At 62.6% G+C, this 26626-nt stretch carries 23 protein-coding genes; 7 read left to right on the top strand and 16 right to left on the bottom strand.

Translation table 11 applies throughout. The features are described 5' to 3' along the window. The first annotated feature begins 8 nt into the window (after positions 1–8). Complete coding sequence (locus ACS13N_RS24820) at positions 9–389, top strand: OsmC family protein (protein ID WP_438934246.1); 381 nt, start codon at positions 9–11, stop codon at positions 387–389. Between the two features lie 127 nt (positions 390–516). Continuing rightward, positions 517–2169, top strand: coding sequence for an FAD-dependent oxidoreductase (locus ACS13N_RS24815; RefSeq protein WP_438934485.1), 1653 nt, complete (start codon positions 517–519; stop codon positions 2167–2169). A gap of 514 nt (positions 2170–2683) precedes the next feature. Here the strand turns inward: ACS13N_RS24815 and ACS13N_RS24810 are convergent. Next, a complete protein-coding gene (locus tag ACS13N_RS24810; protein WP_438934245.1) occupies positions 2684–3595 on the bottom strand; it encodes a LysR family transcriptional regulator in 912 nt (303 codons plus the stop codon). A 111-nt stretch (positions 3596–3706) separates the two neighbouring features. Here ACS13N_RS24810 and ACS13N_RS24805 point away from each other — a divergent pair, with 111 nt between their 5' ends. Both ACS13N_RS24805 and ACS13N_RS24800 read left to right on the top strand, forming a co-directional pair. Continuing rightward, complete coding sequence (locus tag ACS13N_RS24805; RefSeq protein ID WP_438934244.1) at positions 3707–4903, top strand: alpha-hydroxy acid oxidase; 1197 nt, start codon at positions 3707–3709, stop codon at positions 4901–4903. An 89-nt stretch (positions 4904–4992) separates the two neighbouring features. After that, entirely contained in the window at positions 4993–6300 is a 1308-nt protein-coding gene (locus ACS13N_RS24800) for an MFS transporter (protein WP_438934243.1), read from the top strand. A gap of 76 nt (positions 6301–6376) precedes the next feature. Here ACS13N_RS24800 and ACS13N_RS24795 read toward each other — a convergent pair whose 3' ends face one another. The 15 genes from ACS13N_RS24795 to ACS13N_RS24725 all read right to left on the bottom strand — a co-directional run bounded on the left by ACS13N_RS24795 (position 6377) and on the right by ACS13N_RS24725 (position 23913). Next, positions 6377–8368, bottom strand: coding sequence for a hypothetical protein (locus ACS13N_RS24795; RefSeq protein WP_438934242.1), 1992 nt, complete (start codon positions 8366–8368; stop codon positions 6377–6379). A gap of 334 nt (positions 8369–8702) precedes the next feature. After that, the gene (locus tag ACS13N_RS24790; protein WP_438934241.1) at positions 8703–9392 is read right to left on the bottom strand and encodes a response regulator transcription factor; all 690 of its coding nucleotides are present in this window, start codon (positions 9390–9392) and stop codon (positions 8703–8705) included. Between the two features lie 116 nt (positions 9393–9508). Further along, a complete protein-coding gene (locus ACS13N_RS24785; protein ID WP_438934240.1) occupies positions 9509–10513 on the bottom strand; it encodes a LacI family DNA-binding transcriptional regulator in 1005 nt (334 codons plus the stop codon). Between the two features lie 85 nt (positions 10514–10598). Then, on the bottom strand, positions 10599–11234 hold the full coding sequence (locus ACS13N_RS24780) for a 2-dehydro-3-deoxy-6-phosphogalactonate aldolase (RefSeq protein WP_438934239.1): 636 nt from the start codon (positions 11232–11234) through the stop codon (positions 10599–10601). Next, a complete protein-coding gene (locus tag ACS13N_RS24775; protein ID WP_438934238.1) occupies positions 11234–12205 on the bottom strand; it encodes a 2-dehydro-3-deoxygalactonokinase in 972 nt (323 codons plus the stop codon). The genes ACS13N_RS24780 and ACS13N_RS24775 overlap by 1 nt, the downstream gene beginning before the upstream one ends. Beyond that, the gene (locus ACS13N_RS24770) at positions 12202–13107 is read right to left on the bottom strand and encodes an SMP-30/gluconolactonase/LRE family protein (protein ID WP_438934237.1); all 906 of its coding nucleotides are present in this window, start codon (positions 13105–13107) and stop codon (positions 12202–12204) included. The genes ACS13N_RS24775 and ACS13N_RS24770 overlap by 4 nt, the downstream gene beginning before the upstream one ends. Before the next feature lie 55 nt (positions 13108–13162). After that, positions 13163–14254, bottom strand: a complete 1092-nt coding sequence (locus ACS13N_RS24765; RefSeq protein WP_438934236.1) for an ABC transporter ATP-binding protein — start codon at positions 14252–14254, stop codon at positions 13163–13165. 27 nt (positions 14255–14281) lie between these two features. After that, entirely contained in the window at positions 14282–15430 is a 1149-nt protein-coding gene (dgoD, locus tag ACS13N_RS24760; protein ID WP_438934235.1) for a galactonate dehydratase, read from the bottom strand. 2 nt (positions 15431–15432) lie between these two features. After that, positions 15433–16218 carry an SDR family NAD(P)-dependent oxidoreductase gene (locus ACS13N_RS24755; RefSeq protein WP_438934234.1) on the bottom strand — a complete coding sequence of 262 codons (786 nt, stop codon included), beginning with the start codon at positions 16216–16218 and terminating at the stop codon, positions 15433–15435. A 2-nt stretch (positions 16219–16220) separates the two neighbouring features. Continuing rightward, positions 16221–17102: a carbohydrate ABC transporter permease gene (locus tag ACS13N_RS24750; protein ID WP_438934233.1), complete on the bottom strand. Its 882-nt coding sequence runs from the start codon at positions 17100–17102 to the stop codon at positions 16221–16223. Continuing rightward, positions 17099–17968, bottom strand: a complete 870-nt coding sequence (locus ACS13N_RS24745) for a carbohydrate ABC transporter permease (protein ID WP_438934232.1) — start codon at positions 17966–17968, stop codon at positions 17099–17101. Before ACS13N_RS24745 ends, ACS13N_RS24750 begins: the two co-directional genes overlap by 4 nt. 63 nt (positions 17969–18031) lie before the next feature. Then, the gene (locus tag ACS13N_RS24740; RefSeq protein ID WP_438934231.1) at positions 18032–19276 is read right to left on the bottom strand and encodes an ABC transporter substrate-binding protein; all 1245 of its coding nucleotides are present in this window, start codon (positions 19274–19276) and stop codon (positions 18032–18034) included. Between the two features lie 198 nt (positions 19277–19474). Continuing rightward, on the bottom strand, positions 19475–20605 hold the full coding sequence (locus tag ACS13N_RS24735; RefSeq protein ID WP_438934230.1) for a porin: 1131 nt from the start codon (positions 20603–20605) through the stop codon (positions 19475–19477). Between the two features lie 582 nt (positions 20606–21187). Continuing rightward, positions 21188–23200, bottom strand: coding sequence for a CBM96 family carbohydrate-binding protein (locus ACS13N_RS24730; protein ID WP_438934229.1), 2013 nt, complete (start codon positions 23198–23200; stop codon positions 21188–21190). A gap of 299 nt (positions 23201–23499) precedes the next feature. Continuing rightward, complete coding sequence (locus ACS13N_RS24725) at positions 23500–23913, bottom strand: PHA-granule associated protein 4 (protein ID WP_438934484.1); 414 nt, start codon at positions 23911–23913, stop codon at positions 23500–23502. 286 nt (positions 23914–24199) lie between these two features. Here ACS13N_RS24725 and ACS13N_RS24720 point away from each other — a divergent pair, with 286 nt between their 5' ends. The 3 genes from ACS13N_RS24720 (at position 24200) to ACS13N_RS24710 (ending at position 26609) form a co-directional block, all read left to right on the top strand. Continuing rightward, entirely contained in the window at positions 24200–24634 is a 435-nt protein-coding gene (locus tag ACS13N_RS24720) for a MarR family winged helix-turn-helix transcriptional regulator (protein ID WP_438934228.1), read from the top strand. Positions 24635–25079: 445 nt separating this feature from the next. Next, positions 25080–25712 (top strand): malonic semialdehyde reductase, encoded by a 633-nt coding sequence (locus ACS13N_RS24715; RefSeq protein ID WP_438934227.1) that lies wholly within the window; start codon positions 25080–25082, stop codon positions 25710–25712. 414 nt (positions 25713–26126) lie between these two features. Continuing rightward, a complete protein-coding gene (locus ACS13N_RS24710; protein WP_438934226.1) occupies positions 26127–26609 on the top strand; it encodes a hypothetical protein in 483 nt (160 codons plus the stop codon). The last annotated feature ends 17 nt before the right edge of the window (positions 26610–26626 follow it).

Raw genomic sequence — 26626 nt, 5'->3', positions numbered from 1 at the left:
CCAACACCATGACCCACGGCACCGCCCATATCGGATCGACGCCTTATCGTACAGACATCGTCGTAGGCGGCCACGCGATTACAGCAGATGAACCTCACGCCCTCGGTGGGCAAGGTGTTGGCCCGGCCCCTTATGACCTGCTACTTGCAAGCCTTGGCGCCTGCACGGCAATCACGCTCAAGATGTACGCAGAACGCAAGGACTGGTCTCTCACGTCGCTCGACGTGTCGCTGAGGATTGTTGGGACGGACGAGCGGCGAATCGAGCGAACGCTCACGATCGGGGGCTTGGACGACGGTCAGAAAGCGCGTCTGGCGGAAATTGCCGAGCGTACGCCCGTCACGCTGACGCTGAAATCCGGGCTACCGATCGACACGTACCTGGCGTGATCGCCTGACGACACGAAATCGTTCCACCTCGCCGTGCGTGAGCTTGCACACAGAGAGGATCCGTACTTTCACGAGACCGCAGCCTTAGATGCCTGAGTTCCGCGATCGCGCCACAGGAGATGTTCAGATGATCGGTCACCCCAAAGCCGGCGTCGCAGGGCGAGAGCATCAGATGTTCCCTGTGCTGACGCCCCTGCAGATAGAGGCCGCAAGCCGCTTCGCGAGCGGCCCACCAACATTTTTTTCGGCATGCGAAACCGTCTTCGTCACAGGAGATCGAGGCGCGCCCGTCTGGCTTGTCTTGGATGGCTCGGTTGATGTTCTACGGCGCAATGGTTTGGACCAAGAGACGCTCATCACCACCCACGGCACGGGGCAGTTCACCGGAGAGGTCAGCCAGATTGACGGTCGTGCCTCCATAGCCTCTGCCCGAGCGGGGCAAGATGGCGCCACCCTGTTGCCGTTCGATGCGCCGCATCTGCGCGCGCTCATCATCGGATCAGCTGAGGTTGGCGAGATCCTCATGCGCGCGCTGATCCTGCGCCGCGTCGGCCTGATCGAGCAAGGTGGCTCGGGGACGATCCTGATTGGTGCACCAGACGATGCGCATCTCTTGCGTCTGCAAGGCTTTCTGACACGAAGTGGTTATCCCAACCTCGTTCTGGACCCCAGAGTCGATGGCGAGGGTCGCAGTTTCATCGAGCGAATGGCACTCTTGCCGTCCGACCTGCCATTGGTGGTCTGTCCCAACGGAAACCTGCTGAAGCGGCCCAATGAGCGAGAGATGGCCGGCTGTCTCGGCATCATCCCCAAGATCAGCGCGCAGAAAGTGTATGACGTCGCCATCGTCGGTGCAGGTCCGGCCGGTTTGGCCGCCGCAGTCTATGGTGCTTCGGAAGGCCTGTCCGTCATTGTTCTGGACGAGCGAGCCATGGGCGGCCAGGCTGGCGCGTCGGCACGGATCGAGAATTATCTTGGTTTTCCTGCGGGCATCTCGGGACAGGCGCTCGCCGGTCGCGCATTCAACCAGGCCCTTAAGTTCGGCGCCGAGGTTGCCATCCCAGTGTGTGTGGAGCGCCTTGAGCGCACCGGGGATGAGCTCAGACTCAAGCTTTCCGACGATTCGGCGGTGGGCGCCCGCACTGTCGTCATCGCTTCCGGGGCCGCTTACCGGCAACCCGACATCAACGGTCTCGCACAGTTCGAAGGCTCCGGAGTTTCCTATTGGGCCTCGCCGATCGAAGCGCGCCTATGCACCGGAAAAGACGTTGCCCTTGTGGGTGGCGGCAACTCGGCGGGCCAGGCAATCGTTTTTCTCGCGCCGTACGTCAAACGGCTTCACGTCTTCGTCCGGCGCGACCTTTCGGAGACGATGTCGCGCTATCTGATCGATCGAATTTCAGCCCTACCCAACGTCGAAATTCATGTGGCGACCGACCTCATCGAACTAGATTGCGCTGGCGAAACACTTTTAGGCGCCGTTGTCCGTGATCGCACCGGCGGGGAATCGACACGCTACAACATCAGCCATCTATTTTTGTTCATCGGCGCGATGCCTCATACCCGCTGGCTTGGCAACTCGATCGCCACGGACGACCATGGCTTCATTCAGGCAGGTGAATCAACGTTGTCGCTCGAAACCAGCATGCCGGGCGTCTTCGCCATTGGCGACGTTCGCGCTGGTTCAACCAAGCGGGTGGCTGCCGCGGTCGGCGACGGTGCCGCTGTCATCGCGCAGATCCACAGCTACTTCAGCAGACTCTCAAAGGAGGCGGTATGAGCGACTGTCAGCATACGGATGCCATCCGCGATGTGGTGCCCAGCGCGTTGGGTTGCGAAGAATGTCTTAAGGGGGGCGGCCGATGGGTTCATCTTCGACTCTGCCGAATCTGCGTGGTGACAGCGAACGACCCGAGTGCGACGGAGGGACACTTTCTCAATCGGGCTTCCCGGTAAAGGCTTGTCGGGCCTGACCTCGACAGACTATTGCTAAATTTCACACGAGCTATGGAGCCAAATTGAGGGGGCCCGACAGACTTGTTGCTTTTTTTTGAACACCACGACCCTTTATAAATCAATGGGTTAGAAGTCTCCTTCCCGACAGACTTTATTTTTACGGATCACTGTTAGCAGCGATAAACCCCAGTCAGCGGCGAGGCTCGAGAATTCGACATCATCGACCTGGCCTCTGAACGCCCGCGCCAGTTGCATGCCCGCGTTGAACGGGCCGCACTCAAGGCCGACAGCATGTGCGAGTAGAGGCAAACGGCTACCACTTGCCGGCCGTCGGTCCATCACGGACTCACCGCGCTCGCAAACGCAGGAGACACTGAAAAATCCACCTGCGCCTGCGCCAACGGCTGCATGGCCGCGATCAGCGCCCGTGCATCGCCGCGCCGCCACTGGAAGGCGTAGTGCAGCGGCGCCAGCGGCGTCCGTGCACCCACATTGCGCAGGTTCAGCGCCCCCACCCAGTACGCAGGCAGAAAACCCACGCCCACGCCTTGCCGGAGCATGCCCGCCACTGCGCCCCAGCTGTTGCACACGATGCGCTCTTGCACCATGGCGCGGTTGGCCAGCAGCCAGTCGTCCAGCAACCGCGTGGTCCCCGCGCCGGCAGGCAGCGTGACAAGCGGGTAGCGTTGCAGAAGCGTCGCCGCACTCGGGCGGCCCACACCCGGCAAATTGGGGGCCGCGGCCCAGGCAAAGTGAGCGGCCCCCACGGGCTGCGACAGCAGTTCGCTGCGCGAGGATCGGCCCGCAATCACAGCAAAGTCCAGTTCGCCGTCGGCCAGGCGGCGCTCCAGTACGCCGCCCACATCCACGTAGGGTTCCAACCCCAGTTGCGGGTGTGCCTGCCGCGCCGCCGCCACGAAAGCAGGCAACCAGGTCAGCGCTGAAAGATCGCCCACCCCAAAGCGACAGTGCCCGGTGAGTTCGGCCCGAGCGTCTAACGTCTGGCCCAGCGCCGCCATGGCGTTGAGCACGCCGAGCGCGGCGGGCAGCAGGCGCTCGCCCGCCTCAGTGAGCGCCGCGCGATGCCCGCTGCGGTCAAACAGCGACTGGCCAAGCGTGGATTCAAGTTCAGCAATGCGCTTGGACAACGATGACACCGACAGGTGCACGCGTTCGGCCGCGGTGGCGAAATTGGCACAAGTTGCGGCCCACCAAAAGGCTTCGAGCTGTTTGATCGATGGCTGAGGCATGATGATCTTGTTTCATAAAAGCGAATATACACATTCTAAATATTTCGCTTTAATTCGCAAAACCATGGCTCTACAGTGTCGCAGCTTTTTGGAGCAATCCGCACCACCGCCATGGCTTCCTACGCTGAACCCTCATCCGTGACCCTGCCCGCCGCGCTGCGCAACATGCTGTCGCTGCACGACTTCGAGGCCGCAGCACGCCGGCGCCTGCCCCGGCCCATCTTCGGCTACATCGCGGGCGCAGCCGAGGACAACGCTTCGCTGCGCGACAACCGAACGGTGTTTGACGAATACGCGTTCTCCACCCGGGTGCTGCGCGATGTGTCGAAGCGTTCACAGGCGGTGGAACTGTTCGGCCAGCGCTACAGCAGCCCGTTCGGCATTGCGCCGATGGGCATCAACGCACTGACCACCTATCGCGGCGATCTGGTCCTGGCGCGCGCGGCCCAGCAGGCGGGCATCGTGTCGATCATGAGCGGGACGTCGCTGATCCCCATGGAAGAGGTGGCGCGCGCAAGCCCGGCCACTTGGTTCCAGGCCTACATTCCGGGCGACCAGGCGCGTATCGATGCGCTGATCGACCGTGTGGAGCGCGCCGGCTTCGGCACGCTGATGGTGACCGTGGACATCCCCATCTCGGCCAACCGCGAGAACAACATCCGTACCGGTTTCTCCACCCCGCTGCGCCCCAGCCTGCGCCTGGCCTGGGACGGCATGGTCCGGCCTGGCTGGGTGATGGGTACCTTCCTGCGCACGCTGCTGCGCCACGGCATGCCGCATTTCGAGAACTCGTTCGCCACGCGCGGCGCGCCGATCATGTCGTCCACCGTACTACGCGACTTTTCGGCGCGAGACCACCTGACCTGGCGCCACATTGAGGCCATTCGCCGCCGCTGGAAGGGGCCGCTGGTGGTCAAGGGTCTGCTCAGCGTAGAGGACGCGCTGGAGGCCCGACGTGTGGGTGCCGATGGCGTCGTGCTGTCCAATCACGGTGGCCGCCAGCTCGACGGCGCTGCCTCGCCCATGCGCGTGCTCGAAGCCGTGGTCGCCGCCATGGGGCCCGATTACCCCGTGCTCATCGACAGCGGCTTCCGGCGTGGCTCGGACGTGCTCAAAGCCCTGGCGCTGGGTGCGCGCATGGTGCTGGTGGGCCGGCCCTTCAACTACGCCGCTGCCGTCGCGGGCGAGGCAGGTGTAGCCCACGCCATCAGCCTGCTGCGCGACGAGGTAGACCGCAACCTGGCCATGTTGGGCGTGACAGGCTGCAGCGAGCTCGGGCCACAACACATCGTGCGCCGCCGCGCTTGAGCGGCTGCTCCAAGGTTGCTGGCAAACACGATAACGACGGATGCAGACCGTCCGGATCGATAAAAAAACCACATTAAAAACGAGACACCATGAAAGACGTTCGCCTTGAAACACCGGATGACAGCAAGAAGCGACTGAGGAAGGTTGCAGCAGCCACGATCGTTGGCTCCATGCTCGAGTGGTATGACTTTTACCTGTACGCCACCATGGCCTCGATCGTCTTCAGCAAGATCTTCTTTGACACCTCCAATCCAACCAATGCCACGCTGCAGGCGTTCGCTACGTTTGCGATCGGCTTTGTCGCACGACCGGTGGGTGGCGTTTTCTTCGGCTACTTCGGTGACAAGTACGGTCGCAAGAAGATGCTGTTCGTCACGTTCTGCCTGATGGGACTGTGCACGACGGCGATCGGCCTGATTCCAACCTATGCATCCATCGGCTTCTGGGCGCCGCTGCTGCTTGTGCTGATTCGCATTGTTCAGGGCTTGGGGGCTGGTGCCGAACTGGCCGGCGCCGCCGTAACCTCATACGAACACGCAGCAGAGAACCGCAAGGGCCGCCAGGGATCGTGGCCGGCGCTGGGCTTGAATCTGGGCCTGCTGCTTTCATCGCTGACCGTCTACCTGCTCACGATGGCGGGTGATCGGTTCCTGCTTGCGGGTGGATGGCGCATCCCCTTCCTCCTGAGCTTCGTCCTGGTGTTGGTCGGGATGTGGGTCCGCAAAAGCCTGCCCGAAACTCCCGAGTACGCCTCTTTTGAAGAGAGCCACCGTCAGGAAAAGCCCATTCGAAATCTGCTGGCCTCGCATCTCAAAGGCCTTGGCGTGGTCTTCTTTATCGCGGTGGGATACAACGCCATCAGCTACATCTTCAAGACCTTCTCTCTGGCTTACCTCACCCAGTTCAAGGGCGTCTCTGCCAACGTCACGTCGCTGTCGGTGACCTTGGCCAGTTTGGTCGCGATTGTGACGGTGCCGCTCTTCGGCTGGATGTGCGACAAGTTCAGCAGCAAGAAGGTATTGATGGTGGGCGGCATCCTGTCTGCGCTCTTTGCCTATCCATTCCTCTCACTGCTGGGAACGGGTGACAGCCAGCTGATCTACTGGGCAATGGTCATCGGCACCGGCGTTCTGGCACCGATGATGTTCGCGCCACAGGGGTCGTTTCTCAGCCGCCAGTTTCCGGTGCAGAGCCGTTCCACAGGCGTCGGTTCGGGCCGCGAAATCGGCACGGCCCTGGCGGGCGGCTTGGCACCACTGTGGGCGTTGTCCATGGTTGCGCAATCGGCAACGCATGCCACAGAGGGCGTCGTCGTTATCCTGGTCTGTTCCGGTCTGATGGTTGCTGTCGCAACGCTGTTCGACCAAGGGCGTCGATTCGGCAGCCACAAGAACTGATCGCAGACGCGCTGGCAGAGGTGTCTTCCGCGTGTGAATCGACCTCTACCAGTGCAAGTGGCTTGCACACCGCCGATCAGCCCTTCTTGCGTTGCGCAGCAAGGCTCTCGCGACAGGCGGCGTAGCCCTGATCCGGCTGGCCCGCGCCATGCTGGCTTAGCCAGTCCGCTGCCTTGTTGGCGTCGTAGCATCGCGCCAGCGCCAACAAGCTGAACCCATTGGGATCGGTCAGTTTCAGATTGAGCGCTTTGGGGCCTTGCATCATGGCGTCGAGCATGTCGACGCGGTCGTCCATGATCGCGGATGTGAAAGCGGCGAATCCTTTGGTGTCGAGCGCGTTGGGGTCAGCACCGTAGCGCAGCAGTACCTTAAGCACAGCAACGCTGTTGGGGCCTTGATTGCCAAGTGCAATGCCAAGCGGGTCGTACGCACAGTCGGTACATGGCTTGCCGGTTGCCGCGTTGTTGTAGCGCTTGAGCATGGCTTCGACCACATCGGGCCTCGGCCCCTCCGGCATCCAGGCGATGTTCAGGCGCAGATAACGGGTCAACAGCGCGTTGCCGCCAACCGGGTACGACAAGTCGACGCGCAAGCCGTGGTTAAGCATGTCCAGGAATTTGTCTGGCGCGCTACGGGCAAAGTAGGCAAGCGACGCATTGTCACTCCCTACACCGGTCACGAAGCTGCGAGACACATCCCCGCCATGGCTGAGCAGCGGCTCGACGGCGCTCCAGTTGATCGCCTTGCCATTGCGCAGTTCGGCCTGAACCAGCGGGTCCACCACGTCGGGGGGCAGCTTGCCGCCGGCAGACTTGGCACGCTGAAATGCGGCGTCCAGCAAGGTCGCATAGAGTGCCGGCTGCGCACGCGCGCGCAACAGCAGCCTCGCATCGCGCGGATCAAGACCGTGCCTGAGCAGACGATCCACACCAACCGCATTCTTCGTGTCGATGACTGGAATGAACAGCGTGCTGGCATCGCGCGGCTGCACTTTGGCGGCCTTGAAGATTGTCTCGAATACCGAGTCGGCAACCCGCGGCTCAAGCGCCCACTGCAACACAGCATGGGCAACCGTGCCGCCGGATACCGAGGCATCCAACGCGCCCAGCGCCTGCAACCGGGTGAGCGCGTGGGTCGCCTGTGCCTGTGGCATGGTGAGCGTGTACCGAACCACGTCCTTCACGCTCTGGACATCGTCAGCCGGAGCCTTTGGCAGGCGCGGCAGGATGTCCTCGTTGAATGCGGCGAAATACTCAGCCTGAAGCGGGACAGGCGGGTCGGTATCGAACAACGGGGTGTTACGCATCAACCAGTGGCGTGCTGCCGGCCACCATGTGTCTTTGCCCGCCTCGTCGCGGGGCACCTCCCCCGCCTTGAGCAGGATCTTCGCCTCGGCAAGCGTCGCTGCGCGATCCGCATGCAAGTCAACGCTGGTGAACGTGTCAAGGCTGAGCAGATCATCGAGGCGCTGGCCGCAGACCACCTCCGCCTGCCGGATGGGTTCTAGTCCGTCGAAGCGTTTGCGGTAGTCGGCAGGCAAGGCATCGAAGGCGGCCTGAGTGATGGCGGGCGGGCGCAGGCCAGGACACGCGAAGCTCGACGCCTCTTTGCCGGGGATCGCCTTGGGCAGTGGCGGCGGAGGCGTCGGCGACGCGCCCTCGGCCGCCACACGGTAGAGATCGCGCCCGTCGACCTGGAAGCCCTGCATGACCAGCATCAGGGCATCGGTCCCCATGTGATACGTGCTGAAGTTACGCCCGCTGAGCGAAGTGGCTTGATACGCCGTGCCCTTCGGAGCTTCGATCAGCAGCGCTCCGGCGCCGGCCAGCACGCAGCCGTGCGTAAAGGAGATATCCAGCTCAGGCTTGTGGGTCACGTCCACCAGTTCGACGGTCTCCACACTCCAACGGCCATCGGTCTGTTTGGTGCGCGCGACAAAGCCTTTGTCATTGTGTTCGATACGGAAAAAGGCGGGTGCGCCCTGCTTGGTGGCGAAGTCGCCTACCCAGGTCTCGCAGGTGGCGCCCTGGCTGGTCGCAGCAGCAGCCAATCCGGCGGCCTGCAGCAACCCCAGCGCAAGTGCGGCGGAAATCAATGCGTTGCGAAGCGGGAATCGCTGACGCTGGATGGCGCCGTTGCGTCGCCTGTCAGGCGGCATGCCTGATGCGCTGCCGGAACGGGCTGATTCTTCAATGAGGACCGTCATCTGCTTGTATTGTTGAGTTCTTCTACGACAGAAGGCGCGTCAGTGTATGACAGGATTCGCGGCTCGGTTGCGAGGATTGCAGCGACGCTGCGCGCATTGCGCAATCTCACGCAACACCATGTGCAGCTCAATCGAAACGCAGCAGTCCAAGCGGATAGTCGACTGTCTATGCGAGAGCGCTCGAGCCCAGCCTAGCCTAGCCTTCGTGGCACTCAAGCCGATAGCCGTGGGAATAGACCACCCTGAGCGATACCCCGCTCTGCGCGCCAAGATGCAGCTTCCGCCGCAGCCGGTAGATATGGGTATCCAGTGACCGGGAGTGCGTCAGATCATGAACCTTGCCCCAGATCTGATTCAGCACGGCCTCACGCGGCATGAGGCGCCCGACATTGCGCACCAGCAGCTCCAGAATCTCGTACTCCTTGGGGGTGAGCGAGACGGCTTGGCCATGCATCAGGACGCGTCGTTCCTGGTAGTTGACGGTGTAGGCGCCGAGCGACTGCGCCTCTTTCGTGGTGGCCTGGCGTCCGGCGCGACGCACCAATGATCGGATTCTCGCCACCAGCTCGGCATCCTTCACCGGCTTGGTGAGGTGGTCATCAGCGCCTGCGTCCAATGCCGCGACGATGTCGCACTCGAGCACCGCGCTTGTGAGCATGACCACCGGGGTATCCGCATAGTTGCGGCGAATCCAGGTGAGCACCTCGAGCCCGTCGATATCGGGCAGCTTTCGATCGAGTACGACGAGGTCCGGAGCGACCCGGCGCATGGCGCGTAAAGCATCGGCCCCATTGGGGTAGCACTCGACCAAGTAGCCTGCGCGGGATAGCACTGCCTGGAGATATGCCGACTGGGGGAGATCGTCCTCGATCAGGTAAATCAGCATCGCCTCCCTCCACACGCTCCACCGCACAGGCAGGAGCATCGCACCCTAACCCCCGAATCCAACCCGTCTTCATTCGATGCGGAATCCAGATGGACGGGGGCCAACGTCCTGCGTGACTAGATTTCCAGCTTCCGCCCCCGCGTGGACTTGCGCAGGATCAGCTTGGGTTCCGGCAGCGACGCCTTCGACTCCCTGCCATTGAGAATGTCGATCAGGTGCTGCGTTGCCAGCGCACCCATGCGCTCGCCGCCCATATCGACCGAGGTCAGGGTGGGCGTAACGTAGTCGCAGAACGGAATGTTGTCGAAGCCGACCACCGAGCAGTCGTCCGGCACCGAGAAGCCCAGTTCCGATGCCTGCTTGAGGAAGCCGATCGCGATCATGTCGTTGAAGCAGATCACGGCATCCACGCGTTCCGAGCCCAGCATGATCTTGGAGCAGATCCGCGCGCCCTCTTGTGGCGACGATGCATCGGTCTCATAGCGGGGCAGTTCAAGCCGATGGGCTTCCAGGCAAGCCAGTGCACCTGCGTAACGCTCCTGGTCGGCACGCGACTTGTCGAAACCGATGTAGGCAATCCGCTGATGGCCGCTCTTGACCAGATAGTTGGCCACCATGTACGCGGCATCGCGGTTGTGCGAGTCGATCTCCTGCTTGCCGTTGTCCTCGCGCCGGTCGAAGAAAACGAAAGGCTTGGGCAGCTCATGAATCCACTCCATCTCTTCCTGGCGCAGCTTGGAGTTGATCATCAGGCCATCGACGCGCATGCACAGGTCTTCCAGCAGTTGGCGCTCGCGGGTTGCGCTTTCTTCGCTATCGACCAGCAGCAGGCTGTAGCCATGCTTCATGGCCACCCGGTTGGCCCCCTGCACCAGGCCGGCAAAGTACTGGTTGTGCATATCCGTGATGGACAGCCCCAGCGTCTTCGAGCGCCCGGTCACCATCGAGCGCGCCATCGGGTTGGAGTGGTACCCCAGCTCTTTAATGGCGGCGGCAACCCGCGCCTCCACCTCCGGCGAGAAACGCTGGATGCGGTTGATGTACTTCGAGACGGTCGCCGTGGAGACATTGGCCGCGGTGGCGACGTCGCTCAGGGTTGGGGCACTCTTCTTTTCAGTCATGAAATTCAATGCAAAGCCGACGTGTTCATGAATGGCGATAGGACTCGATTGACAGCAAATACGCCTGACATCGACTCGCTTACGCTCAGTTCAGGCAGGCATTGTGCAGCTTTTTTGCGATCTGGCCGACCTGTTCCGGCAGCATGCCCGGCTTGTACAGCGACCCGCCCACCCCAAACCCCGTGATACCGGCAGCGCGAAAGCGTGGCAACGTCGTCTCGTCCACCCCGCCAACCGCCAGCAGCCGCGTGCCAGACGGCAGGATGGTGTTCCACGCCTGCAGGGCTGCACACCCGATCTGATCTGCCGGAAACGCCTTCACTGCGTGCGCGCCAGCCTCCAGGGCGATATAGGCCTCGCTTGGCGTTGCAACGCCCGGCAGCGACACCAGCCCGGTCTCCACCGTGCGCCGTACCACTGCCGGGTTAATGTTGGGCGACACCACCAGTGCACCGCCCGCATCACGCACCTGATCCACCTGGTCGGCGGACACCACGGTGCCTGCGCCAATGAGCGCGGTCTCGCCAAAGCGTGCCTGTAGACGGCGGATGCTCTCCAAGGGCTCGGGCGAGTTGAGCGGCACCTCGATGATCTCGATACCGTTGGAGATAAGCGCCTCGCCAATCTCTACGACCTCGTCCGGCCGAACCCCGCGCAGGATCGCGACAATCGGGCACCGCGCCATCAGTTGCGCGAACCGCTCTACGTTCTTTGATTGCATCACCATGCTTCTCCGTTGAATCGTGCGAGCTGGTAGCAGCCCTGCACGCTGGCCTCACCATCCACGACCTGGGCATCGATCCCCAGGCACTGCGCCGCACGCACATAGAACGGCATCAACGCCGCAGACCCGATCACGGTGATCCCCGCCTGCGCGGCGGCCGGATACGCGGCCACGCCGGCAGCAAACTCGCTCCCGATCAACAAGCCCGACAGATAGCTCGCGGCGTGGAAACCGGGTTCCGAAAACAGGCTGCGCGTGCGGACTGAAAACAGTTCGCCCATCAGCGCGTTCGTGCGAAAACCTTGCCTGACGCCCTGCTCAAAGCTGATCTCACCCGGCGAGGCGAGTGCGCTACCCTCGTCCATCGAATGCGCGAGGATGGTGTGGCCACGCATTGCCGCAAAGATGTCGCCCGTCATGAAGGTACGGAAGTGCTGGACAGATTGGCCCCGGGTCAGGATCCATTTGGAATGCGTACCCGGCGTGACCACGACACGCTCATCGCCCTGCGCCATCGCCCCGATCACCTGCGTTTCTTCTCCACGCATGACATCGTGCCCGGTCACCCCGTCATACCGGTGCAGGCCGGGGATGAAGCGCAAATCCATGCCGTCGATCCTGCGACGGGTCGTGCCGCGCGCAATCGCTTCAAAGCCGGCGGGGCATTCCTGGTAGGTGGTCTCTACCCAGCCCTGACGGCTGCCGACCATGCCGCACAGGTAGATCGGCAACGCGGCAAGCTCGCGCTCCCAACTGGACAGCAGTTGCCGGAACGCCTGACTGAAGTCCCGCCCAGGGATCTTCGTGATGCCCTTGCCGGCGGCAATGGAGCGAAGGATGGTGCCGTCCGCCCGCACGATGGCCGCGCGAAACGATGACGTTCCCCAATCGACCGCGACCAGTGCGGGGGCGGAGGCAGCCGCGTCCACCGCGCTGTCTTGGGCGATCGAGGTTGTCTGCGCTGTCATGCCGATACCTCTGTGCCCGTCGCAAGCGAGAATGCCCCTGCCCCCAGACGTGCAGGCGGGTTCAGCAGGCCACGTACGCGCGTCTCGACCGCAAACAGACCGCCCGCCAGCGGGCCGGCGTTCAACCCAGCCGTGTCGACGTTGATGGTGGCCGACGTCACGTACAGTGTCTGGAGCGCGTTGCCGCCGAAGGCCACGCTGGTGGGCCGCTGCACCGGCATCCGCAGCGTGGTCACACGCTCGCCCTCGGGGCTCAGACGGACGACGCTCCAGCCGTCCCACAGGGCAGACCACACGCAACCTTCGGCATCCACGGTCAGGCCATCTGGTGTGCCGGTCTCGAAGGTGGCAAATACCTGCTTGTCGGTGGCCGTGCCGTCTGCCACTGAATAGGCGTAACGCCAGATGGTCTGCTTGGCGGAATCCGTGACGTACATGACCGTACCGTCAGGGCTCCAGCCAATGCCATTCGGGCACGCCCATTGGTCATCAAGCTCCAGTGGCGCGGACCCGCCGCCAAAGCGATACAGCTTGCCGAAGCTCGGCCCGCCCTCGCGCATGGACCCCACCCAGAAGCGGCCTGCGGGGTCGACCGCGCTGTCGTTGAGCCGCTGTTGTGCAGAGGCGTGCTCGATGGAAGCCAGACGAGTCAGCGAGCCGTCGACCGTGGACAGCACAAACAGGCCACTACGCATGGCAACCAGCAACCGCCCACCATCCAGGCGGGCAATGGAACCGACGCTTTCGGGCAACGCCCATACGCCGGTCTGCCCCACGCCCGGTGTATGGCGGTACACCGCGGGGCGAATGATGTCGATCCAGTAGAGCACCTGCTCGTTGGGGCACCACAGCGGGCCCTCACCCAGGATTGCGTTGGCGGCCTGCACCAATTGAACTTGCATCGTTTGCGTTCCGTGACTGACTTTTTTGTTATGGACGACTGGTCTGCGTCACCGCTCAGTAGACTGCTGTGCCTTCGGCATCAAACACGTAGATGTGCTGCGGCAGGAAGCCAATGCTGACGTCCTGCCCGATCTCGTACTCGACCTTCTCCGAGCGCAGCTTCACGGCCACGGATTCGGCGTGGCCCGCAATCTCGACATAGGCAATAGCCATCTCGCCGAGGTGCTCGATCAGCGTCACGCGTGCGGGAACATCGAGCACGCCGGCCGAGCCGATATCGATGTGCTCGGCGCGGATGCCGATGGCGCCTTCGTTGGACGCGGCGGCCTGGCGGTGTTCGCCCAGCCCGATGACCGTGCGATTGCCAACCAGCGCGCGACGCGCACCACCGGCGCTATCGACCATGAAGCTGCACGGCAGGATGTTCATGCTGGGCGAGCCCAGGAACGTCGCCACAAACTTGTTGGCGGGCCGGTTGTACAACTCCAGCGGGCGCCCGACCTGTTCGATGCGTCCGGCGTTGAACACCGCAATGCGATCGCCCAGGGTCATGGCTTCCACCTGGTCGTGCGTCACGTAGACCATGGTGGATGCAAGCTGGCTATGCAGACGGGCCAGCTCAATGCGCATCTGCACGCGCAGCGCGGCGTCCAGGTTCGACAGCGGTTCGTCGAACAGGAATACCTTGGGCTTGCGGACGATGGCTCGGCCAATCGCCACCCGCTGCCGCTGCCCGCCGGACAGCGCCTTCGGGCGCCGCTCCAGCAACGGCGTGAGCTTCAGGATCTCGGCGGCATTGCGCACCGCCCGGTCCAGCTCCTCGCCCTTGACGCCGGAGAGCTTCAGCCCGAACGCCATGTTGTCGTACACCGACATGTGCGGGTATAGCGCATAGCTCTGGAACACCATGGAGATGCCGCGCTTGGACGGTGCGATCTCGTTCACGCGCTGCTCGCCGATCAGCAGATCGCCGCGCGTGATGTCTTCCAGGCCCGCCAGCATGCGCAGCATTGTCGACTTGCCACAACCGGACGGCCCGACGAACACCATGAATTCCCCGTCCTCGATTTCGAGGCTGACATCGCGAATGACTTCGGTGCCGTCGTCATACCGTTTGCCGATGTGATGCAGTGCCACTTTTGCCATGATCGTTCTTCCTGCGTGTTGACCCGCTTACCACTCGGCGACGGAGCCGTCTTCAAGACGGAACACCGGATTGCGCCAGCGGTGCCCCGTGATGGCGGCTTCACGAACCGCTGCCTCATTGACCTCGATCCCCAGGCCCGGCGCTTCCAGGCGGCTGACAAAGCCCGCATTGAAGTTGAACGGATCACCCTTGAGGTACCGGAACATGGCGTTGTCATCGGTGTGATACGCCACGTTGGTCGATTGCTCCTGGATGAACGCATTGGGCGTGCACAGATCGATCTGCAGCGACGACGCGAGCGTGATCGGCCCCAGCGGGCAATGCGGGGCGACTGCCACGTCGTAGGCCTCGGCCATGGCGGCAATCTTGCGCAGCTCCCAGATGCCGCCGGTGTGGCTCACATCGGGCTGGATGATGTCGACGACACCGTCTTCCAGCACGGCCTTGAAATCCCACCGCGTAAACATGCGCTCGCCTGTTGCCAGCGGAACGGCGCAGTTGCGGGCTACCTCGCGCAGCGCGTCGGAGTTGCCGGGCAACAGCAGTTCTTCGTAGAACATCGGGTCGAACGGTTCGATTGCCTTGGCCAGCACCTTGGCAACGGAGCGGCGTACGCGCCCGTGAAAGTCGATACCCAGACCCACGTCGCGTCCCACCGCTTCGCGCACGGCAGCAAAGCGGTTGACGGCCGCATCGATGCTGGAGGGACGTTCCACCCAGTCGGTCTCGGATACCACGCCCATCTTCAGCGCGGTGTAGCCCGATGCCACCAGCTTCTTGGCGGCGGCGGCGCACTCTTCCGGCGTGGCGCCCGGCACGTGCGCGTACAGCCGAACCTTGTCGCGCACCGCACCGCCCAGCAGCTCATACACCGGCACACCGAGCGCCTTGCCCTTGATGTCCCACAGCGCCTGCTCGATGCCGGAGATAGCGCTGCTGAGCACCGGACCGCCACGATAGAAACCACCGCGATACATGACCTGGAATAGGTCTTCAATGCGGCGCGGGTCCTTGCCGATCAGGTAGTCGGACAACTCATGCACGGCTTCGGCCGTGGTGGCTGCGCGCCCTTCCACGATGGGTTCGCCCCAACCGGAGATCCCCTCATCCGTTTCCACCTTGAGGAACTGCCAGCGAGGCGCCACCGGAAACACTTCGAGCTTCGTAATCTTCATCTTCAAATTCCGCTGCGATTGAACAGATGGGCAGACAGACCGTTGTCTGCCATCAGGTCTGCACCCGTCAGGCTGATGGACGCGTCCGACAGCAGGAAGGCGGCAAGCTGGCCGACATCCTCCGGTTGGTTGATCCGTTGCGTGGCGTGCAGTGCGTGATAGAAACGGCCAAGCTCGGGCTTGTCCGACATGAGCTGGCCGATGTGGTCTGTCAGGGTCAGCCCGGGGCTGAGCGAGTTCACGCGGATGTGGTGTTTGCCCAGGCTCCACGCCATCGCCCGGGTCATGGCGGTGATGCCGCCCTTAGTGGCCGCATAGCCCTCAAAGCCTTCGGTGCTGGCCCCCGCGTGGTTTGACGAGATGTTGACGATGGCGCCGCCACCGGAGGCAGCCATCATCCGCGCGGCGTGCTGCGAGCACAGAAACACCGAGCGCAGATTCACGTTGATCATGCGTTCCCACGATTCCAGCGACGCTTCCAGAAAATCGCCGTGGATGGTGAGCCCCGCGTTGTTCACCAAACCGTCGAGCCTGGGGTAGTGGCTGCGCACCTCGGCGAACAGCGCATCGATGCTTGCGGGGTCACCCACATCGCATTGAACAAACCGGACATCCAGGCCCTGCTCGCACAGGACCGCGCTGGTGCGGCTGCCTTCTGGGTTGCACTCCGCCATGACCGCGCGCGCGCCCTGCTGCGCCAGCACCTTGACGATGCCGAGGCCAATGCCCGCCCCCCCTCCGGTAACCACGACCACGCGGCCACCAATTCCGAACTGTTGTTTGCTCATGTTCATCCCTTTACCGCGCCTGCGGTAATGCCGGCCACGATCTGACGTTGCAGCACCAAGAACATCACCAGCAGCGGCAATGTGCCCAGCACCGCCGCCGGAAACAGCTTGGTCGGGTCAACATCCATCGTGCCGATGAAACGGAACACCGACACCGTGATCGGGAACTTGTGCTCGTCCTGCAGAAAGAGCAGCGGATAGACCAGGTCGTTCCAGACATGCAGCGTGACGAACATGGCCAGCGTGCCGGTAATCGGGCGCAGCAGCGGCAGGATCACGTGGCGATACACCTGCCAGGGGGTGCATCCGTCCAGGATGGCCGCCTCTTCCAGCTCCATCGGAATGCTCTTGAGGAAGCTGCAGTAGAAGAACACACCGAGCGGCAGATTCAGCACCGTATAGGCGAGGATGATCCCGGCGTAGCTGTTGAGCAGACCGAAGTTGCGCAGCAGCAGATAGGTGGGCGTGAGGCTGACGAACATTGGGATCGTCAACCCGAGCGTGAGCAGCACGTACAGCGTGTGCGACAGCCTGGAGCGCAGCCGCGCCAGCGGATACGCGGCCATCGACGCAATCACCGACACCAGCACCGTGACCGCCACCGTGATGCCGATCGTGTTGGCCACGCTGCGCCAGTAGTTCATCTCGGCAAACGTGCGCACGTAGTTGTCCCACTGCAGGCTGCGCGGAAAGCCCAGCGGGTTCGCGGCGATGTCCATGCCCGAACGCACCGACATCATCAGCATGTAGAAGATCGGCAGCAGGATCACGCCGGCAATGCCGATGGCCAGCGCACCGCCCAGCATGTCCGGCACACGGCGGATGTGGAACAGGGGGCGGCGTTGGGTCGCGCCCGACGATGCTGTCATGGAGAGGGCTTTCATAGGGCTTGCTCCCGTTTGCGGAGCATCCAGTTCTGCACGTAGGCAATCGTCGCGATCATGATCAGCATGACGATGGACAGGGCGCTGGAGAAACCGAAGCGGTATTCGCCGAACAGGCTGTTGAAGATCTGAAGGCCGAGCGTGGTGGTCGCACCATCCGGGCCACCTTGCGTGAGCACCAGCGGCAACTCGAAACTCTTGAGCGTGCCGATCGTGCTCAAGGTGATGCTCACGGTGAACGACGGCGCCAGCAGCGGGATGTCGATCTTCGTGAAGCGGTGCCAGGCGTTGGCCCCATCAATGCGGGCCGCGTCGTACAGCTCAGCGGGAATGCTCATGTAGCCCGCCAGGAAAATCGCGGTGGAATAACCGACGTACATCCAGATCTGCACAGCGGCCACGGCAAACAGCGCGATGCCCGGGTCCCCCAGCCAGATCTGCTGCAGGTTGTCGAGGCCGAATGTCTTCAGCGATTCATTCAGCCCGCCGCCCAACGGCGAGTAGATGTACTGCCAGACAAACGCAGCAATCACCGCCGAATACATGCTGGGCACCAGCAACGCAACGCGCGCGCCGCTACGAATCTTGGGCAGCGAGAACAGCAGCGCCGCAAACAGCAGACCCAGCGTGTTCTGGATTACGACCACGATCACGCAATAGGCCAGCGTGACCTTGAGCACGTTGAAGTACTCCGGATTGGCCAGGATCTCTGCGTAGTTCTTCAGGCCGATCCAGGTCTCTGCGCCCACGCCACCGAAGTTCGTGAAGCTCAGCCGGACCGCGCTGAACAGCGGATAGATGCCGAATATCGCGTAGAGGATCAGCGCTGGCAGCGCGAACCATAAGAGGTGATTTCTCTTGCTCATGTTCTTCTTCCATCGGCCGGGGCGGCGATGGCATCGCAACCCCGGCGCACGTCAGGACAGCCTTTACTGCTGTTGCGGAGCGTTGTCCCAACGCGCCAGCACTGCACCCTGGTCCTGATTGATGTTCAGGAGGTAGGCCGCCATGCTCTTCTGCATTTCCTGGATGAAGGCGGCGGAAACATCGCCCTTGGGGTGCGCCACCGTGTTGCCCGCCTTGCGCGCCTCGGCATACAGGCGCTCCGACGCCGGGATCGCACTCTGGCCGCCCGCAAACGGGCTGAATGCGGCCTCTGCCTGCAGGAACTTGCCGAGGTTTTCTTCCTTCGACCAGAACTGCAGCCAGCGCTTGGCAGCAGCAGGTTGCTTGGCCGCCGCGTTGACCGCCCAGGCCGTGCCCAGCATGTCCAGGCCGGCCGCCTTGCCGCCATCCAGCGACGGCAGCGGTGCGAAGACAAAGTCGACGGCCGGCTTGCCGTTGACCGTGAACTTCTGGATGCTCCATGCGCCCTGCGGCATCATCGCCACGCGACCGGCGGTGAACTCCGTCAGGCCCAGGCCCCATGGGTCGATACCGACGTTCAGCTTCGGGTCATAGCAATGGGCGTCCGCCAGTTCCTTCAGGGCGCCGATGGCCTGCTTGAAATTCGGGTTGGACGAGAACTTCTGCTTGCCGGCCACCACATCGCTGACAAACGACGGGTTCGCCTTCACGCTGGGCGCGAGGCCCATGGTCAGCGCCAGCATGGCGGGCGCCCAGCCATCCTTGGCGGGCAGAAGCAGCGGCGTGATGTTCGCTGCGCGCAGCTTCGTGCAGGCCGCCTTCATCTCGCTGATGTTGGTCGGCACGTGGTCGACGCCCGCCTTCTTCAGCAAGGTCTCGTTGGCAAACAGACCGATGCCGACCACCTCCATCGGCACCATGTAGTACCTGCCGCCGATCTGGGCGAGCGGCTTCACATCGGGCGCCAGTTTCTGGATGGTCGGATCGGCGCTCAGGTCCATGAGCTGCCCTGCCGCTGCCCACTGACGCATCAGCGGACGGTCCACCATCATCACGTCCGGTGCCGCACCGCCCTGCAGGCGCGACGACATGATGGTCGTCGTGTCATTGCGGGCGATGTAGTCGAACTTGATCTTGATGTCCGGGTTTTCCTTCTCGAACTTGGCGATCAGCTCCGGCATGGCTGCCGGCTCTGCCGCACCGCCCTTCCAGGCGCTCACGTTGAGCTCGACGACGGCCGCTTGCGCTGCGACCACCGTCGCAGCCAGCAAACCGCCGGCGAGAAACTTCGCATAACGACGCTGCATGTCTTCCTCCACGATGGGATTTGGAGTCTGCGCCACCGACGACGATTTGATCGCTTGATCGGTGGCTCAGACGCTTTGTTTTTGTCTTGGTAAGCGTTTAACTGATTTTACCTAAGATGCCGCTTGGAACAAGGTCAATCGATAGGGAGATGCTAGGTATTTACCCCAGGCGGATTGCCCTGAACGGCAAGCGCTGGCTTAGAAGTTGTGCATGATGCCGGCGTAGGCGCCGAGCTGGGAGCCGCCCGCTGCGGGCGAATTGCCGTTGCCGGTCACAGCGTCGCCATAGCCTGGGGCCGTCGGACGCACCGAGAAGTTGGCATTGGCGCTGTTCTTCACGTACGACACCGTGGCATACAGGAACGTGCGCTTGGACAGGTCATACATGCCACCCAGGCTGAACATCGTGCCGCGGCCTTCGCCGTCGTGGTCACTGGTCCACTGCCCCTTGCCCACCTTCATCATGTAGACCGCGCCGATGGCGTGGAGCCGGGGCGTTACGTCATACGTCAGGCCGGTCCAGACGTGGTTGGCCACGCGCGACAGGCCCGGCGCGGTGTCCGGTGCCGTGTAGTGCGCCCAGCCCACCTGCGCCAGCAGCCTGGGCGTGATCTGCGCTTTGGCGCCCAGGAAGAGTTCACGCGACGCGATGAACAGGTTGTCGATTCGGCCATTGTTGCTGTTGACCTCGTCGTACAGGGCGCGCACTTCCCAGGTCGGCTGTACATAGGCGACGGTCACGCCGTAGGACATGCCGATGTTGGACAGCACGGAATCCTCAGGCCCCCTGCGGAAGCCGTCCGGGCTCTCGCCCAGGTTCAACTGCGCGCCGAACTCGAAGCCGCCAAAGCTGGGCGACTCGTAGCGGATGCCGTTGGCCAGCTTGTTGCCGTTGCGATAGTTCGTGAACGTCGACGCCGAATAATCTTCGAGCAGGAACGGATCGAAGCGCCAGATGTAGTTGTTGATGGTGTTGCCCTGCCCCAGGCGCAACATGCCGTAGTCGGCGTTCTTGAGTGCCACCCAGGCCCCGCGCTGAAACAGTTTGCCGCCGCCCTGGTTGCCGGTGTCCGAAGCGAAGGCGCCCTCCAGCCAGAACTGCGCCTGCGTGCCGCCGCCCAGATCTTCGGTGCCCTTCATCCCCCAGATGCTGGTGCCCCACTGGCTGCCTTCGGCCAGCTTCGAGCCGCTGGTGTTGGCGCCTGTCTTGATGTTGCTCATGTACTCGATGCCCCCGCCCACACGCCCCCACAGGGTGACGCTGGACTGCGCATAGGCGCCACCTGCCAGGCCCATGGCCAACAGGGCGGCGAAATATTTACGTTTCATTGGTCTCTTCCTCCAAATACACCTTGATTGGTGTTCCGACGGCTCTCACGCGCGTTCTTGGCTTCGTTCCGCCATACGGCGTTGTTAAGCGTTTAACTAGAGTAACAAACCCACTGCGAGTGAAGAGTTGGTGCTTTCCCTGATGCGCCCGCTAAACACGGCTGCGTGTCAGCTTGCTGTGCACGGCAAACGGCGTGGGAGCGCGCCCTGACGGCAGCGCAAGTCCTGCATGGCAACAGACGTGAAGCGAAAACATGTTCGGCCAACGCAATCCAGCGCTGTAGCGTCCTTGTCACGGCGTCAGATTCGTTCAGATTTCGACAGATCTATCGCCGTTACGCTGTCGTTGCCCTGGGCTGGCTTGCCCATGGCTTCATCGTTTCCTTACGCCCGGCATCGACAGCGTTGCCGGGTATTTTTTTGGGCACGCATCGCCCAAGAAAAAGGCCCGGCAACCCTTGCGGGGGCCAGGCCAATGGAGAGAACCTCAATGGATGCCGCTTACAGCAGGCGCAGGTGAATTGCTATGCGCATCTTCGAATCTGAACGATTCTTACGCGGGCGCACTGCGCCTACCGATCTTCAGTTTGCCGGCACAACCACCAGCACGGGTCGGTAACCCGCCGTCGTGTGTTCCTTGGAGGCGTAGGTCACCAGGCCACCACTCCCCACGTTGACAGGCGAGGTCACAGCCAGCGCCAGCCGCTTGTCACTGCCCTGCGCGCTGATCGCCTGCGAGGTGACATCGATCGCCACGGCATTGCCGACGGCGGGTGCCGTCCAGCTCGCCAGCGGCGAGGCTCCCATCGCGGGCATGGTGCTCCAGGTGATGCCGCTTTCCGTCCAGGTGTGGTCGGCTACGGGGTAGCCGTTGTTGATAATGCCAGTCTGCCCCACGGTGGTGGAGGTCAGGTACACCGTGGCCTGCTTAATTGGCGTGCTCACGCTCGACAGATCGAACATCAGGTATGAATCGCGGGCGTAGCTGGTGGCATCGTTCTTCACGGCCAGATCGACCGACGTGCCGAAGTTCGTGCTGGCGTAGGTGCCGTCACGCACGTAGGCGTCTGCCGTGTCGTTCAGGGTTGTTGGCGTGACACCCGGGCCATTGTAGGCGCCACGGTTCGGATTGGCCGTCGCAGAGACCGGATTGCCCCAGTAGTCCCGCCCACCGTTGTTTGGCACGATCACGCCGTTGCTCAACGCGGGGGAGCTGGTCCCCAGCCAATAGCCCGCCGTCGACGCCAGTGCATTGCCGCCCGTGCCCGGCTTGATGAACCCGGGAGCACCGATCACGCCGTCAGAGGTGGGCGCAGGTACGCCCTGGTAGACGTTGCCTTGATAGTCGATCCCACTACCCGTCGGCAGTGTGGACGTCGTGGTCGCCACCCAGATGTTGTTCCACACCTTGGATGAGGTGGGCAACACGATGTTGAGCTTGGTATTGGGGCAATAGAACGTGTTGTTGTACATCCAGAGCGTGACCGCGTTGCCTACGCTGTTCGTGCGGCAATCGTTCTGGGCGACGTTGTAGCGCACGATCTGCGTGGCGCCACCGGAGGTGCCGCAGCCATCACAGTTCAAATAGAAGCCGCCGTAGTTGTCACGACTGTAGTTGTATTGCACGAGGCACGTACCGGTGTTGCCCCAGTCGCAGTCCCAGGCTTGGCTGTCCGCCACCGACGCGTGGTTGCCGGTCACAACGTTGAACTGGATGGTCGGGTTGTGATCGCCCAGCACCCACATGCCGGCAAAGTTGCCGCCCGTGAAGGGATACACGCCACCGCCCAGGTCATTGGCAACGTTGTACTCGATCAGCGGCGACTCGCTGTACGAGACCACGATGCCATCACCACCTGCCGACGTGATCGTGTTGTGGTCGACGTGGATGTTCTGGCCGCGCTTGGTCATCGACCCGGTGCGCACCTTGATGCCGCCGCCCCCGGTGTTGCTGACCTGCGTGTTGTACACGTGCACGTTGTTCAAGGTCGAGCCGTTGGTGGTGTCAGCGTCAAACTCGATGCCCGCGGAGTGGATGTAGTCGTTCGAGTTGGTCGCCTTGTTGGTCTGGCCTGCAACGCGATCCACGATCAGCCCGTTGATGTCGAAGCCGGTATGCGCCGTGCCATCCGTTGACTGCACCAGCAGCCCGTTGCGCAGCCCCACCGATGCCGCCGGGTTGGTCAGCTTGATCGCACCGATCGACCAGTAGTCGACGTTGTCCAGCTCGATCGCTGCCCGTGCACCGCTGGCGTTGATAACCGGGGGCGCGCCGCTGCCGTACGCCCCCACGGTGATGGGCGCGGTAGCCGTCCCCGAACCCTTGCCGAGAAATGCTCCCGTGCAGGTGGTGCCACTGTTGAAGAGGAGCGTGTCACCGGGGGTGAACGTCCACGCGTTGAGCTGGCTGATCGAATTCCAAGGGCTGGTGCTGGCACCGGTACCGGCCGCACTCGCGGAGCAATCGACGTAATACGTCGACGCCGCGCTGGCGATACCGGGGGACAGAACGGCGAACAGCGTCGACGCGACAAGCGCCGCAAATCGGTGCGGGCGCTTCCTGTCTGCCCTGTTGTCTGAAAGAACACTGCGCATGACCACCTCGCTATCAAGAATGGGACGGGCGCGCGGGGGAATCCCGCAACGCAGGACGCGACGACGGAACGGCCCTCTTGCGCGCACAGGGAGGCGATGTCGCGGAGCACAAAGTTAAGCGCTTAACTTTGTGTGCGCATCTTGGGAGGCGGCGCTCGTTTTGTGTACTAGTGGGAACCCGTAAATAGGATGGAGTCCGCCCCCTGTCGAAGGGGCGAATCCTGGGACACGTCTGCAGCGGCGCTCCGAACGTACGCGCAGAGCCGCATCGATTTTGATCAAAAAGACACCGGCACCGACTACTCAGACCAAACGGTGTCGACGTCCTTCATCAGATGCCCACCAAGCACGTAATCGCCAAGCTTGGCGGCCTTGGCTTCGAGCTGCTCCAGCTCGTCCGTCGCCAGCCGATCGAGGTCGAACTGGCAGTAGAGATTCCGCTGCCGGAACGTGGTTTTCAGCCGTGCAAGGCCGGCAGCCAGCGCGACCGGTGACTTGACGGCGATGTTCTCCTGCCCGCGAAACGCGACGCGAATGCCAACCGCACGACCCAGCCGGCCGAGCGCAACGGCATCCTGCCAACCGGACTCGTAATCCAGCTCAACGGCGACGATGCCGCCCGACTTCAACAGCCGGATCGCTTCTTCTCGGGTGCAGGCGCGTGCCGTTGCTGCAGCTGTCTTAATTGGCCTCACTGCAATTCGCGAGGGCATGTGTGCCACCTGTCCTGTTTGCATCATCGTCGTCTGTGCGCGCCCTGGCGGAGCCGCTTCCTTGATCAACATCGTTGCCTTGACCCAAAGTCGACCACCCTGCTCGCCTGATCAGCCTGACGTGCGGGGGTACGAATACTGTATATATATACAGCATTAAACCATGGCGGCACACGACTTTCCAGCCAAGGAAGACAGCCGACCCATCCGGTACCCGTTGCAATTTCTCTTTGGCAGAATCTGACTTGTCAAATACTGTTCTGCCCATCAACGTAGCGAACGCGAGATGAAGCACTACAACCGTGACAACTTCCAGGTGATACAAAGCGTCGGTTTCTTCCTCAACCGCGGCCGCAACCTGACCGCGATGGAACTGGATGACGCCCTGAAGCCGCTGGACATCACAAGCCAGCAGGTCGGCATTCTGCTGACGGTGGCGCGCGGCGTTGTCAATACGCCCTACGAGCTCGCCAAACTGCTCGACATCGATACCGGCTTGATGACGCGCACGCTCGACAAGCTGGAGCAGAAAGGTCTGCTCGTGCGCAGCCGCAACGTGGAAGACCGCCGCGTGGTCAATCTCGAACTGACTGTCGCGGGTCTGGACATTGCGGACCAGATCCCCGATATCGCATCGGAGGTGCTGAACAACCGGCTCCAGAAATTCAGCCCGGCCGAGTTTCAGGAATTCCTTCGCTTGCTGAAGAAGTTTGCAGAGTGAGCCTGCGGCTCGCTTCTTCTGTCCACTGATCTGACCAATCAGATCTGCGCCCCGAGCACAGGCCACCTCCCCTCACCACGAGGTGAACCCACCGCCCACAGTCAGGCCCTGCCGCGTGACGAACTTGGAGCCGGACGCGCACCACCACATCACCGCACTGACACCGTCTGGCTGCCCACGACAGGCTCGGCCCCGCTATCCGAGCAGACGCAATGTTTGATGGGACCCACCGTGCCCACCGATGGGTTTCCATTGGTCTTGACCAGGCAGCGACTACTGCTTCGTCGGCGCGGCATATGGCGTTCGCACGCCAAACTTTTCCCACACATGCAGCCAGCGAACCTATAACGTCTGGACAGGTTGCGCTCGACACACCGCCGGCGAGTCGTGTGACGGGTTGTGCAAACTTCGCACGAGCAATCTCCGCTTCCCCCAGGAGACCACGATGGACAAGCGATTGAACAACGAAGGCATGGATTTGCTGTTTCGCCAGGCGCGCACACACAACGCCTGGCAAGCGAGGCCTGTCAGCGATGACACGCTACGGGAGCTCTACGAGCTGATGAAGTGGTGCCCGACTAGCGCCAACTGCAGCCCGGCGCGCATTCTGTTTCTACGCACCAAGGAAGCGAAGGAACGCCTTCGTCCGGCACTGGCGCCGGGCAATCTTGAGAAGACGATAAATGCGCCAGTCACGGCCATCATCGCTTATGACGGGAAGTTCTACGACAAGCTGCCCAAGCTCTTTCCGCACGCAGATGCGCGGTCGTGGTTTGCCGACACGCCGGAACTGGCTGAAGTCACGGCGCGGCGCAACAGCTCGCTGCAGGGCGCCTACTTCATGCTGGCGGCCCGCTCACTCGGGCTGGATTGCGGGCCGATGTCCGGGTTCGATCAGGCCAAGGTCGATCACGAGTTCTTTCCATCAACGGCGCAGGCGCAGGGCTTCGAGCAGGAGTACTTTCCCGACAGCCACATCAAGACGAACTTCCTCTGCAATCTCGGCTATGGCGATCCGGCGGGCCTGTTCCCGCGCAGCCCACGCCTGGATTTTGACGAGGCGTGCAAGCTGCTCTAAGCAGAACACCGCGATGATGCTTGAGGACGGGCGCAGCTTTCATGCGCCCTCCTTGCTGTTCCTCCCAGGCTGGAGCCAGACTCGGCGGATTGACGATGCGACTGCCGGTCCGAACCAGCGTTGCGATGGTGGCCACCGAGCAGGCTGCCAGGGCCTGCCAGGCGCTGCTTGATCGAACGCCTGCGCAATCGCCAGACTTCGGCATCGCACGTGTGCAAGATTAAGAAACCACAACACTGCACACCACCCACTGCAGCGACAATCGCCGGCTGCACCACTCAAGACAAACCCGCCGACTGCGCCTTGCCGCAGCCTTCACTTATGCCGCTTTCGACGCTTCGCCATCTCCTGTCCCCGCTCGCCGTTGCCGTGCTGCTTGCGGGCTGCGCCACACAAGGTGCCCAGCAACCCGGCATGACGTCCACGTCCTTGCCGGCTGATTCCTCCTACGCCTGTCACTACCCAGCCGTGCCGGGTCAGCCTACCGAGGGCGACGGCAACTACGGATGCTATTTCGAGCTGCACGACACCACCTCGCGGCAGAAGCTTGCCAACACACCGTATGAACTGGTGGTGTTCAAGTCAGAGCGGGATCGGTCTGTGTTGGTCTCGGTCAACGGCGTGACCGATGACCAGGGGCGATCGGCCTTTGTCCGGACGGCAGAGCCCGTGGTGATTGGCCAGGTCCGTTTCGTCCAGACCATCGGCACCGGCAAAGCCAGCCGCGCGGCACAGATGGTGCGTCCGACGGATGGCAGTTTCGTGCCGTTCAACCCATACCGCATTGCCGGCTGCGGCTTGAACCACGAAGGCGTGAGCGATGAACGGGGCTATACGGTCAGCCTGCACTGCGAAACACAAAGCAACGTCAAGGTGGAGTTCTACCGCAAGCGGTAGGCCGCAATCAGGCGCAC

Origin of the sequence: Ralstonia sp. 24A2 (genome assembly GCF_051783885.1) — a bacterium.
Lineage (GTDB): Bacteria > Pseudomonadota > Gammaproteobacteria > Burkholderiales > Burkholderiaceae > Ralstonia.
The sequence above is the reverse complement of the archived record's forward strand: the minus strand, read 5'-3'. Positions and strand labels throughout refer to the sequence as shown.